The following is an 11,537-nucleotide window of genomic DNA, read 5'->3' on the forward strand; positions in this document are numbered from 1 at the left end:
TGGGATGACGAAGCGGCCTCGATGGTCTCGGGCTGCCTCGAAGGTTCTATCCGGTTGACTGCAAAAAAAAACCGCGGGTCCTGAGAGGTGCCCACGGTTTGAGATGCCTGGTCGAGAACATTTCAGCCCATGGGCGGACTCCAACCCCAAAAATAGAGATAGGCGCCGACGTAATAGCGGGCTGAAACGGTCTGAATGTCGATAGCGGTCAAGGTCATCGTTCAATCCACAGAATGATTTTCCTTCTTTGTAGGAGATGGCGGCGGCGCTTGTCAAGCAAAATGTTGAGGTGTCGAAGGGAAGTTTGATTAGGCGGGGTGATTCGACCTTCCGGTGCGATTTTTTTCTTGACAAGCCGCCGGGCTTGTCCGTACGCTAGGACATCATGAAACGAATGGACGATCATAGATCGCTCGCTATGAGCGCACGGAACTGGTGGTGGCTCACCTGACAGGGAGGTGAGCTGCGCCGGCTGATATGATCTAAAAGAGCAACGACCGCAGGCCCCTCCCAGGGGACCTGCGGTTTTTTTGTGTACTGTCCGAAAAGAAAAGGCCGCGGGTCGAACCCGCGGCCTTTTCTTTTCGGAGGAAACGACGGAACGATGAGCATGCCCCTTGAAGCATCCTTTTCACAGAAGCGAAGAGTCAGACTTGTCCCCCTGCAGGTGGATCTTCCATCCGAAGGCAGGGATCCCGTGGCGGTTTACGCAAGGATCCGCGAACGCTTTCCGGGTCATTCCTATCTGCTCGAAAGCGCTGACACCAACCCGGCAGAGGGCACAGGGGCATCGCCCTGGGGGCGTTACAGCTACATCGGCTTCAGGCCTTTGGTCACCTGCCGGGCGTTCGGAGACCGCATGGAAGTAACGACCAGCGGCGACGGGCGATCAACGGTGCTGTGCGGCAGCCCGATCGAGGGACTGCGTGAAATCGTGGCGGGGTACGAGACCGGCCTGCAGTCCTCCGCCTTCGGCCCGCTGGCCGCCGGGGGGATGGTGGGCACCTGCAGTTATGACCTGGTCAGGACCTGGGAGCGCCTGCCCGCGCACGGGGCGTTCGACCCCTCAGTCCCTGAGGGGGTCTTCATCGCCGCCGGCGGCATGGTCGTCTTCGATCATTTCGAGCGCAGGATGCGTGCGCTGGCCTTCGTGCAAGAGGAGTCCGGCGGTCCGGTCTTGCACAGTCTGGAAGAGGCCCGCGCAGTCCTGCGAAGCATTCTCGATCTGCTGCAGGGCGGACCGGATGCCGGCGCGACCCCTGCCGGCCTCAGGGTGGGGAAATTTTCGCCCCATGTGGGGCGGGAGGGATTCATGCAGCGCGTTCGCCTCGCCCAGGAGAAGATCTGCGCCGGCGATGCGATCCAGATCGTCCTTTCGCAGCGGTTTTCGGCGGGCATCGAGGGCGACCCGTTTCCGCTCTACCGGGCCTTGAGGCGGATCAACCCCTCGCCCTACATGTTCTACCTGGACTTCGGTGCGCTGCAGATGATCGGTGCTTCGCCGGAGATGCTCGTCCGGATCCAGGACGGGCGGCTCGAGGTCTGCCCGATTGCCGGGACGCGCCCACGGGGCGCCGATGCGGAGGAGGACGGGCGGCTCGAGCGGGAACTCCTGGAGGACCCGAAGGAACGGGCCGAGCACGTGATGCTCGTCGATCTGGGCCGCAACGATGTCGGGCGCGTCGCCGCGGCGCGTTCGGTGACGGTGCCCATGTTCATGAAGGTGGAGCGCTACTCCCACGTGATGCACCTCGTCTCGCGCGTCGAAGGCCGTCTGAAATCCGGGAGGGACTGCTTCGACGCCTTCATGTCGGCCTTTCCGGCGGGCACGGTGAGCGGGGCGCCGAAGATCCGGGCGATGGAGATCATTCAGGAGCTGGAGGGCACCCCGCGCGGGCCCTACGCCGGGGCGGTGGGTTGGTTCGGTTTCGGCGGGGAGGCGGATTTCTGCATTACGATCCGGACGCTGGTTGCAGCCCGAGGAAGGTTGTCCATTCAGGCAGGGGCCGGGATCGTAGCCGATTCGAACCCCGCGGCCGAATATGAAGAAACACTCAAGAAGGCCGCAGCCCTCTTCCGCGCGGTCGAGGAGGCGATGAAGGATGCTGGTGCTGATCGATAACTACGATTCGTTTACGTACAACCTGGTTCAGATGATCGAAGGGATGGGCCGGGAGGTGGCGGTCTACCGCAATGATGCGGTGACTCCGGAGGCGGTCGAAGGGCTTGCGCCGGAGGCGGTGCTGATTTCCCCCGGGCCGGGGAGCCCCGAAGGGGCGGGGATCTGCGTGGAGCTCATCCGGGGGCTTGGCCCCCGGGTGCCCGTCCTCGGCATCTGCCTCGGCCATCAGGCGATCGCGGCGGCCTTCGGAGGGGAGGTCGTGCGGGCCGGCCGCATGATGCACGGGAAGACCTCCCCGGTGTTTCACGACGGTCGCTCGTTGTATCGAGGCCTCCCCGCGCCTTTTCCCGCAGCGCGTTATCATTCGCTGCTGGTGAGGAGGGAAAGCCTGCCGGAGACCTTGGAGGTCAGTGCGTGGACCGAGGAAGGGGAGATCATGGGGCTCAGACACCGCGAGTACCGATGCGAAGGGATTCAGTTTCACCCGGAGTCCATTATGACGGCGGCCGGGTGCAGGATTATCGACAATTTTTTGCGCAACAACGGAGGACGGAACGATGATTAAGGAAGCGATTGCCAAAGTGGTCAAGGGTGAAAACCTGTCCATCGACGAGATGGAGCAGGCGATGGATGAAGTGATGAGCGGGGAGGCGACTCCCGCGCAGATCGGCGCATTTGCCGTTGCGCTGCGGCTGAAAGGAGAGACCGTGGAGGAGATTACAGGCGCCGCCGTGGCTATGCGCAAACGCGCGTTGAAAGTGCGCCTCAACAACCACCTGGTCAATATCGACCGGGACGAGATCAACATCGAGGACGAGACCATTTTGGATACCTGCGGCACGGGCGGCGACGGCACCCGGACCTTCAACGTTTCCACCGCCACCGCCTTCGTCGCGGCCGGTGCCGGTGTGAGGGTCGCCAAGCACGGGAACCGAGCCGTTTCAAGCCTTTGCGGGAGCGCCGATGTCCTCGAAAACCTCGGCGTGAAACTGGATCTGACCAGCACGGACGTGGAGCGCTGTATCGAGACGGTGGGAATCGGGTTTCTCTATGCGCCCCTCTACCACGGGGCGATGAAATACGCCGCGGGCCCGCGCCGGGAAATCGGGATCCGGACCATCTTCAACCTGCTCGGCCCTCTCACCAATCCGGCCGGGGCATCCGTCCAGGTGCTCGGGGTGTACGATCCCTCCCTGACGACGAAGATCGCTCAGGTGCTCGACAACCTGCAGAGCCGGGAGGCCTTCGTAGTCTGTGGTGAGGGCACCTACGACGAGATCAGCATCTGCGGGGTGACCCACGTGGCGCACCTGAAGGGCGGGAAGATCCGTGCCTTCGACATGACGCCGGAGGATTTCGGTTTGCAGCGCTCGATCCCGGAGGCCATCATGGGCGGCACGGCCCGGGAAAACGCGGAGATCGTCCGCGCGATCCTCGAAGGGGAAAAAGGGCCCAGGAGGGACATGGTTCTCCTGAACGCCGCCGCCGCCTTTATGGCCGCCTCGCTCGACGAAGATTTCAGAACGGGCATCGAGCGGGCGCAGGCGTCGATCGATTCGGGCAAGGCCCGGGAGAAGCTCGATCAGCTGGTGAGCTTCACCCAGGGGTGCCATCCATTCGTACGCAAGGAACTGTAGGACGATGAACCGCTCTTTCCTGGACACCATTCTGGAGGAGAAGCGCCGGGAGGTTGGGCAGCTGAAGCTGAAGGGCCTGCCCCGGATATCAGGAGGCGCTGCGCCCATCCGGGATTTCACCGGCGCGTTGAAGCGGAAGACAGGCATCGCCTTGATCGGCGAGATCAAATTCGGATCGCCGTCGTCCGGTTCCATCCGCGCCCCCGGCGACCCCGTGCCCATCGCATCGGGGTATGCCAGGGCCGGGGCCGCGGCCCTCTCGGTGTTGACCGACCGGCGTTTTTTCCAGGGGGATATCGACTTCTTGCCGAAGGTCAAGGCCGCCGTTCCATTGCCCCTGCTGCGGAAAGATTTCATCATCGATCCGCTGCAGGTGGAGGAATCGGCCCGCTGCGGCGCCGATGCCTTTCTGCTGATCGCGCGGGCCCTCAGCCGTGAGCGGTTGACCGATCTTATCGCGGAGGCGGACCGTTTCCACCTGGCCGCCCTCGTGGAGGTCCACAGCCGCGAGGATGCCGAAAAGGCGGTGCAATGCGGGGCCAAGGTGATCGGGATCAACAACCGCGATCTCCGGACGTTCCGGGTGGACCTCGACCGGACCCTCGAGATCAGGCCGCTGCTGCCGCCGGAGTGCACCGTCGTGAGCGCCAGCGGCATCAGGGGGCCTGACGACGTCCGCCGGCTTGCGGCGGCCGGGGTCGACGCCGTCCTGGTCGGCACCGCTCTCATGGCGGGGGGGGACCCGGCCGGCAAGGCGCGGGCCCTGGTGGAGGCCGGGCGGGCGGAGGGGCAGATGGCATGCGCGTCAGAGTGAAGCTCTGCGGGGTGACAAATCTCGACGATGCCCTGATGGCCTCGGAAGCCGGGGTCGACGCCTTGGGTTTCATCTTCGCGGCGAGCCCGAGGCGGATCAGCCCCGAGGCGGCCCGGCGGATCATCCGCGCCCTCCCGCCGTTCGTCAAGACCACCGGGGTGTTCGTGGATGAGGCCGTGGACGAGGTGGAGCGGATCATGCGTTTGTGCGGCCTCGATATGGTCCAGCTTCATGGAGACGAACCCCCGGATCTGTGCGGGCGCCTGATGCCGCATTCACTCAAGGCCTTTCAGGTGCAGGGCCGGGCCAGCCTCGGTCCCCTGGAGCGCTACCGGGGACGGGTGCGGGGGGTCGTCTTGGACGCCTGGTCCGCGGGCCATCGGGGTGGGATCGGAAGGCCGTTCGACTGGCGGGTCCTGCAAGGGGTTTCCCTGCCGGGGCCCCTGATCCTGGCGGGCGGTCTCGGGCCGGAAAATGTCCGGGACGCCGTCTTGGCGGTTCGCCCCTACGGCATCGACATCAACAGCGGAGTGGAATCGCAGCCCGGCCGGAAGGATCCGGCCAGGCTGGCGGCGGTGATGCGCGCGATCGCGGCTTTGCCGCCGACGGACGGAGAGATGGCATGAGAGCGGGATACTATGGGGACTACGGCGGCCGGTTTGTACCGGAGATCCTTCACGCGACCTTCGAGGAGTTGACCGGCGCCTTCGAAGCGGCCCGGGTCGACCCGGGTTTTTGGGCCGAATACCGGGCTGTTATGGGGGAGTATTCAGGCCGGCCGACGCCGCTGACCTATGCCGGCAACCTGACGCGGCACCTGGGTGGAGCGCGAATCTACGTGAAGCGCGAAGACCTCAACCACACCGGTGCGCACAAGGCCAACAACGTCATGGGGCAGGGTCTTCTGGCGCGGCGCATGGGAAAGTCGCGCGTCATCGCGGAGACCGGGGCCGGGCAGCACGGGGTCGCGACCGCGACCATGGCGGCCCGATTCGGCTTCCGCTGCACCATTTACATGGGGGAGAAGGACGTTCAGCGCCAGCGTCCCAATGTCTTCTGGATGGAGCAGCTCGGGGCCGAGGTCGTGCCGGTCCAAAGCGGCGGCCGGATCCTGAAAGACGCCATCAACGAGGCTTTCCGGGATTGGGTAAGCCACATGGAGGACACCCACTATGTATTGGGGACGGCCTGCGGGCCCCATCCCTTTCCAGCGATGGTGGTCTGGTTCCAGTCGATCATCGGCGAGGAGGCTCGGCTGCAGATCCTCGAGCGCGAGGGGCGTCCGCCGGACCGCGTCTACGCCTGCGTTGGCGGCGGATCGAATGCCCTGGGGATTTTCAGTGGATTCCTCGACGATCCGGTGGAGCTCGTAGGCGCCGAGGCGGGCGGACGGGGCCTCGAAACAGGCCTTCATGCGGCCAGGCTGGCATCCGCCAGGGGCGTGCCGGGTGTCGCGCAGGGATACAAAACGTATTTCCTGCAGGACCCTGACGGTCAGATGCTCGAGACGCACAGCGTGGCGGCCGGCCTCGACTACATCGGCGTGTCTCCGATCCTTGCCGATCTCTATGAGCGGGGGCGTGTGCGGTTCGACGCCGTTACGGACGATGAGGTGGTCGAGGCGCTTTCCTTGACGGTCAGGACCGAGGGGTTGATCCCGGCCCTCGAATCGGCGCACGCTTTCGCGCTGGCCTTCAGGGAGATCCCCCGTTTTCCGGAGGATGCGGTGGTGATCATCAACCAATCGGGCCGGGGGGACAAGGACATCTTCACAGTGGCGGATGCCCTCGGCGATCTCAAATGGCGTGATTTCATCCGCCGGAAAGCGGAGGGTTACCGTGCTTGAAACACTGCTGAGGCAGCGGCTGGAGGAAAAGGACCTGCTCGTCATGGCCCATCTGGTTGCGGGGTACCCCTCCTTCCCGGAGGGTCTGCGTCTGATCGAGGCGATGGTGGCGGCCGGCGTCGATATGGTGGAGATCCAGATCCCCTTTTCAGAGCCGCTGGCGGATGGTCCGGTGATCGCGCGGGCGAACCAGAAGGCCCTCGAACGGGGTGCCACGGTCGGACAGTGCCTGGATTTCGCTGCAGAGGCGGCGCAGGCGTTCGATATCCCCTTTCTGGTCATGACCTACTACAACATCCCCTACCGCTACGGGCTGGAGGCCTTTGCGGAGGCGCTCCGCGCGAGGGGGCTCAAAGGGGCCATCCTTCCCGATCTGCCGGTGGAGGAAGGCTCGGCCTGTTTCGGAGCGCTGCGGCGGCGGGGCCTGTCTCCGATCGTCCTCTTTTCGCCGCTCACGAGCCCTGAGAGGATGCGCACCCTTGCCGGGGCCGCCGACGGGTTTGTGTATTGCGTCGCCCGGAAAGGCGTGACCGGAGCCGTCACCTGCTTCGACAACGGGCTGGCTGCCTATCTCACTCGCTGTCGCGAGGCGACGCGCCTCCCGCTGGCTGTCGGCTTCGGATTGAAGGATCGGGAGGACATCGGCTTTCTCAGAGGGCGGGCCGAGATCGCCGTTGTCGGAAGCGAGCTGATGCGATGCATGGAAAGGGGCGGCCCGGAGGACGCCCGCCGCTTTCTCGAAGAGCTCCGTTAGGCCGGTGTTTCAGCCCCCCCCAGGCTGTCATAACAGGTCCTCGATCGGCGTACAGGATGAGCCCAGGGCCTCGGATACGGCCCGGTAGGTCAGCTTGCCGGCGCAGGTGTTGAAGCCTCTGGCGAGGGCGGGGGTACACCGGGCGGCCTCGAGTACGCCCTGGGAGGCGATCTTCACGATATAAGGGAGGGTGGCGTTCGACAGGGCATAGGTGCTGGTTCGCGGAACGGCCCCCGGCATATTGGTGACGCCGTAATGGAGGACGCCTTCCACGACATGGATGGGGTCCGAATGGGTCGCCGGGCGGGTGGTCTCGACGCACCCCCCCTGATCGACCGATACGTCTACGACGACGCTTCCCGGCTTCATGTTGCCGATCATCTGCCGGGTGACGAGACGGGGCGCCCGGGCGCCTTTGATCAGGACGGCGCCGATCAGGAGGTCCGCACGGGAAACGGCCTCGGCGATGTTCAAGGCGTTCGCGCTGAGGGTAGTGAACCGGCCGTGGAGGATCTGTTCGAGGTGCCGCAGGCGCGCCGTGTCGATGTCGAGGAGGATCACGTTCGCGCCCATCCCGAGGGCCATCTGAGCCGCGTTGCTCCCCACGACCCCTCCCCCGATGATCGCCACCTCGGCGGGCCGCACCCCGGGGACGCCGCCGAGTAGTTTGCCGCGGCCGCCGCAGGTCTTTTCCAGATACCGGGATCCTACCTGCACCGCCATGCGGCCGGCCACTTCGCTCATCGGGATGAGCAGCGGGAGGGAGCCGTCGGTTTCCTCGACGGTTTCGTAGGCGATCGCCGTGACGGAGCGGCGCTGCAGTTCCAGGGTCAGGTCGGGTTCGGCCGCCAGGTGGAGAAACGTGAAAAGGACCAGCCCCGGCCTCAGATACCGGTATTCGGCGGGCTGGGGTTCCTTGACTTTGACGACCATTTCCGCTTCCCAGACGGATTCCGGGGCGGAAAGGATCTTTGCGCCGGCCCCGCGATACAGGTCATCACTGAAGCCGCTCTCTTCGCCTGCTCCGGCTTGAATCCTGACTTCATGGCCGGCCGCGGTGAGCTGCCATGCGCCTCCGGGGGTCATCGCCACCCGGTATTCTTTGTCTTTCACTTCTTTCGGCACACCGATGATCATGGCGGAGTTCCCTTCATAGAGGACGCCGGCCGTTCAGGCATGGGCTGAGGAGGGTCGTCGAGCGCACCGCCGGACCCGCCCCTCACGCTCCAGCCAGACGCAGGCCTGAGAAGGTCGTTACCAAACGTGCGGGCGGAAGATCACGGTGTTTCACGTGGCACAACAGGTCGCCGAGATGCCCGGGTCCTTTTCCTGGTATTTTCGGGAGACCGCCCGCTGGAGGAAGTCCAACGAGATGCGGACATATTCTTCGGGCTTGTATTCATAGGTGTTGTGCCCGCAGTAGGGCAGGACCGCGAGTTCGCCGCGGGGGAGATGCCGGTAGAACGCGACCCCCTGTTCCACGTCGAAAAGCGCACTCCTGTCCGGGTAAAGCACGAGCGCGGGGCAGACGACCCGCGGAAGGATCCCGCGCAGATCGAACATCCCGGTGCCATAGGCCCCGCCGTTCGTACGGAACATTTCATAGAGGCGTTCGGCGCGGTCCGGTCCATGCCAATCGTTGAATTTCGCCTGCATCTCGGGCGGCGATTCCTTGAAGGACTTGGTGAATTTTTCGACGTTCCACTCGGGCATGGGTTTGGGGCTGAAACACTGCGTGCTCGAGATCACGACGCTTTTCACATGCACCGGGTAGCGGGAGGCGTAATCCACCGCTACGACACCGCCTTCGCACTGGCCGATCAGGTGGAATCCCGTGATCCCGAGGCCCCCCATCAGGGCGGCCAGGTCCTCCCTGTTCTCGGGCCTGAACCGGTCGCTGACGAAAAAATCAGGAAAACCCCGGCCTTCGTCCGAGCGGCCATAACCCCGGCGGTCGTAAAGGATGACCCGGTAGCCCTTTTCTGCTAACGCCGGATAAAGGTCCTGCCACATTTTGCTGCATCCGAAACCGTGGTGAAGCAGGACCAGCGGTTCACCTTTTCCGTGAATCTCGTAGTAAATCCTGCGGCCTTCCAACTCAAACCATGACATAGACTGTTTCCCTTCGAGGATGGTCCAAAAGAGGATTCAGGGAGGATCCCGGCGAAAAACCGCGCCTCGCTGTGGCCTATCGTCCTTCGGACGGGGCGGCCTGGCATGCCTGCACAAACGAAATCACCGGAAACCTCGGAGACTGCCTTATTTCAGCTCAGCCGTCCGATGGATGCAAACTTTCTCTGAACTGCATTTACAAAACCAGCAAAATATGGTTTTGTCAATACGTCTCTGTGTACGCGGCAGTAATCCGATCCGCCCGATCACGCGCGCCGCGGATGGACCTCCGTGCCCCTCCGGAGATGCTTTTGCGACGGCAGGGCGGGGCGCGCAGGGATATCCTCTATTGCGATGGCAGAGGTTTCTTGAGGGGAGATATCTTGTTCGTCCCCGGATAACCCGCTTCTTGAAAAGGCCGGAGGTGCATCTTCCGGGTTCCCGGAGGAAGGGGGGTCGGACCGCTTCGGGCCTTCAGTTCTCTTGCCGGGAGTGCCGCCCGGTGTGATTTTTTTGAGCAAACCGACTTGCGCGGCATGGCCGGCGCGATCGGCCCGCCGTGAAGGTGTCAGCGTCCAGATGAAGGAGCAGATCATGGGCACATTTGCAGGGCGGCTGAGCCTGGCATTCGGCGCCGGATGCCTCGGGGGCCTGGTGAACAGCATAGTGGTGTGGTTTTTGGGAGATGCAGGCCTCCCCGCCCGGTTTGGCGTTCAACTGGCCCCGGATTTTACCCTGGCTTGGCTCTACCCGCGCATCGTCTGGGGAGGGCTGTGGGGAGGGCTGATGCTCTTGCCGATCGCCTCCAGATCCCATCTGCTGCGGGGGCTGATCGCGAGTCTGGCACCGTCCGCCGTTATGCTTCTGTGGTTGCTGCCTTCGGCCGGAAAGGGGCTTTTCGGGACAGGAATGGGGTGGCTGACCCCGGCCTTCGTACTGCTCTACAATGCAATCTGGGGGATCGCCGCCGGCTTCTGGTTCGCCTTGGCGAGCGGGCAGACGCGTCGCCTTTGATGGAGAGGCGGAGGCAGCCGGGAGGTTTACCCCGGAGATGGAGATGACGTGGCTCCCGAAGAAAAAAACATCTCGGATAAGGAAGAACCACCGGTTATCGTCCCTGACGACGATGCTGCTCAACGCTCGAAAGGGGCCTTCCGCCGGCGCTTGAGGCTCTGTCTCGTCCTGGCGCTTCTGGGGCTCGCGGGGATGGCCATCGCGGTGTGTGTGTGCATCAACCACTACGTCTACACGCCGATGGATGAGGGGGGAGCAGCGGAAGTCTATGTCATCAGGCCGGGGTCTGGACTGGCCGCTGTGGCCCGGGACCTGGAGACAAGCGGGTTGATCCGCCGCGCCTTACCGGTGCGGGTCTGGGCGTCGGTGAAAGGATACGGGGGGAGGATCCGGGCGGGGGAGTATCTTCTGAGCCGTCGCTGGTCGCCGGCCCGCATCTTGGAGGCCTTCGTCCAGGGCTCCGTCATTCAGCATTCCGTGACGATCCCGGAAGGATACACAGTGGATCAGATCGCTGCGTTGCTGCAGGAGCGTGATATCACCGAAAAGCGCGCATTTCTGGCTCTGGCTCAAGACCCTGAGTTTATTCGCGGATACGGTCTGCAGGAAGAGACCCTGGAAGGGTATCTCTTCCCGGATACCTATCTCTTCAACCGGGATACCCCCCCGCGCATGGTCCTGGATAGGCTGGTGGGGCGTTTCAAGGAGGTCGCCGGTCCGCTGCAGGAGGCGATCGATGCACGCGGGATGTCTCTTCACGAGGTGGTCACCCTGGCCTCCATGGTCGAAAAGGAGACCGGCGCGGCGCAGGAACGTCCTCTGATAGCCGGTGTTTTCTTGAACCGGCTCGAAAGAAACATGCGTCTCGAAAGTGACCCTACGGTCATTTACGGCTTAAAGGACTTCGACGGAAACCTCACCCGGGCTCACCTCGGAGAGCCCCACGCCTTCAATACCTATGTCATTCCCGGCCTTCCTCCGGGGCCGATAGCCAATCCGGGCGGTGCTTCCATCCGGGCGGTGCTGTATCCAGCCCAAACCTCCTTTCTCTATTTCGTCTCCAGGAATGACGGAACCCATCATTTTTCGAAGACCTATTCGGAGCACGTGCGTGCTGTCGCACGCTATCAGAGGGCGGGCCGGCGCGCTTCCTGAAAATTGTCTTGACAGGGGAGGTTGTATACAGTATACGCTCAATAGCGTTCAAATCCTCGGTGGATGCACGACGCCCTGTGTCG

At 63.7% G+C, this 11,537-nt stretch carries 11 protein-coding genes; 9 read left to right on the forward strand and 2 right to left on the reverse strand.

The genetic code is table 11. The features are described 5' to 3' along the window. Positions 1 to 604: 604 nt before the first annotated feature. The 7 genes from H567_RS0100695 to trpA are packed head-to-tail and all read left to right on the forward strand — an operon-like array spanning position 605 to position 7,173. Positions 605 to 2,122 carry an anthranilate synthase component I family protein gene (locus H567_RS0100695; RefSeq protein ID WP_028319914.1) on the forward strand — a complete coding sequence of 506 codons (1,518 nt, stop codon included), beginning with the start codon at positions 605 to 607 and terminating at the stop codon, positions 2,120 to 2,122. After that, positions 2,103 to 2,687, forward strand: coding sequence for an anthranilate synthase component II (locus H567_RS0100700; protein WP_028319915.1), 585 nt, complete (start codon positions 2,103 to 2,105; stop codon positions 2,685 to 2,687). Before H567_RS0100695 ends, H567_RS0100700 begins: the two co-directional genes overlap by 20 nt. Next, on the forward strand, positions 2,680 to 3,759 hold the full coding sequence (trpD, locus tag H567_RS0100705) for an anthranilate phosphoribosyltransferase (protein ID WP_028319916.1): 1,080 nt from the start codon (positions 2,680 to 2,682) through the stop codon (positions 3,757 to 3,759). Before H567_RS0100700 ends, trpD begins: the two co-directional genes overlap by 8 nt. A 4-nt stretch (positions 3,760 to 3,763) precedes the next feature. After that, a complete protein-coding gene (trpC, locus tag H567_RS0100710) occupies positions 3,764 to 4,573 on the forward strand; it encodes an indole-3-glycerol phosphate synthase TrpC (protein WP_028319917.1) in 810 nt (269 codons plus the stop codon). Further along, the gene (locus tag H567_RS0100715) at positions 4,558 to 5,199 is read left to right on the forward strand and encodes a phosphoribosylanthranilate isomerase (protein ID WP_028319918.1); all 642 of its coding nucleotides are present in this window, start codon (positions 4,558 to 4,560) and stop codon (positions 5,197 to 5,199) included. The genes trpC and H567_RS0100715 overlap by 16 nt, the downstream gene beginning before the upstream one ends. Beyond that, complete coding sequence (trpB, locus tag H567_RS0100720) at positions 5,196 to 6,419, forward strand: tryptophan synthase subunit beta (RefSeq protein WP_028319919.1); 1,224 nt, start codon at positions 5,196 to 5,198, stop codon at positions 6,417 to 6,419. The genes H567_RS0100715 and trpB overlap by 4 nt, the downstream gene beginning before the upstream one ends. Beyond that, positions 6,412 to 7,173, forward strand: coding sequence for a tryptophan synthase subunit alpha (gene trpA / locus H567_RS0100725; RefSeq protein ID WP_028319920.1), 762 nt, complete (start codon positions 6,412 to 6,414; stop codon positions 7,171 to 7,173). Before trpB ends, trpA begins: the two co-directional genes overlap by 8 nt. 27 nt (positions 7,174 to 7,200) lie before the next feature. Here trpA and ald read toward each other — a convergent pair whose 3' ends face one another. After that, positions 7,201 to 8,310 carry an alanine dehydrogenase gene (gene ald / locus H567_RS0100730; RefSeq protein WP_028319921.1) on the reverse strand — a complete coding sequence of 370 codons (1,110 nt, stop codon included), beginning with the start codon at positions 8,308 to 8,310 and terminating at the stop codon, positions 7,201 to 7,203. A 150-nt stretch (positions 8,311 to 8,460) separates the two neighbouring features. Continuing rightward, positions 8,461 to 9,285 (reverse strand): alpha/beta fold hydrolase, encoded by an 825-nt coding sequence (locus tag H567_RS0100735; protein WP_028319922.1) that lies wholly within the window; start codon positions 9,283 to 9,285, stop codon positions 8,461 to 8,463. A gap of 594 nt (positions 9,286 to 9,879) precedes the next feature. On the opposite strand from H567_RS0100735, the gene H567_RS0100745 reads away from it, so the two are divergent. After that, positions 9,880 to 10,299 carry a hypothetical protein gene (locus H567_RS0100745; protein ID WP_028319924.1) on the forward strand — a complete coding sequence of 140 codons (420 nt, stop codon included), beginning with the start codon at positions 9,880 to 9,882 and terminating at the stop codon, positions 10,297 to 10,299. A gap of 48 nt (positions 10,300 to 10,347) precedes the next feature. Next, a complete protein-coding gene (gene mltG, locus H567_RS22320; RefSeq protein WP_051184351.1) occupies positions 10,348 to 11,454 on the forward strand; it encodes an endolytic transglycosylase MltG in 1,107 nt (368 codons plus the stop codon). Positions 11,455 to 11,537 lie beyond the last annotated feature (83 nt).

It is taken from the genome of Desulfatiglans anilini DSM 4660 (assembly GCF_000422285.1).
Taxonomy (GTDB): Bacteria; Desulfobacterota; DSM-4660; order Desulfatiglandales; family Desulfatiglandaceae; genus Desulfatiglans; species Desulfatiglans anilini.

Bases quoted from the DNA above. Each gene is read 5' to 3' on its own strand.
- H567_RS0100695 (WP_028319914.1), top strand. From the start codon at position 605: ATGAGCATGCCCCTTGAAGCATCCTTTTCACAGAAGCGAAGAGTCAGA.
- H567_RS0100700 (WP_028319915.1), top strand. From the start codon at position 2,103: ATGCTGGTGCTGATCGATAACTACGATTCGTTTACGTACAACCTGGTT.
- trpD (WP_028319916.1), top strand. From the start codon at position 2,680: ATGATTAAGGAAGCGATTGCCAAAGTGGTCAAGGGTGAAAACCTGTCC.
- trpC (WP_028319917.1), top strand. From the start codon at position 3,764: ATGAACCGCTCTTTCCTGGACACCATTCTGGAGGAGAAGCGCCGGGAG.
- H567_RS0100715 (WP_028319918.1), top strand. From the start codon at position 4,558: ATGCGCGTCAGAGTGAAGCTCTGCGGGGTGACAAATCTCGACGATGCC.
- trpB (WP_028319919.1), top strand. From the start codon at position 5,196: ATGAGAGCGGGATACTATGGGGACTACGGCGGCCGGTTTGTACCGGAG.
- ald (WP_028319921.1), bottom strand. From the start codon at position 8,310: ATGATCATCGGTGTGCCGAAAGAAGTGAAAGACAAAGAATACCGGGTG.
- H567_RS0100735 (WP_028319922.1), bottom strand. From the start codon at position 9,285: ATGTCATGGTTTGAGTTGGAAGGCCGCAGGATTTACTACGAGATTCAC.
- H567_RS0100745 (WP_028319924.1), top strand. From the start codon at position 9,880: ATGGGCACATTTGCAGGGCGGCTGAGCCTGGCATTCGGCGCCGGATGC.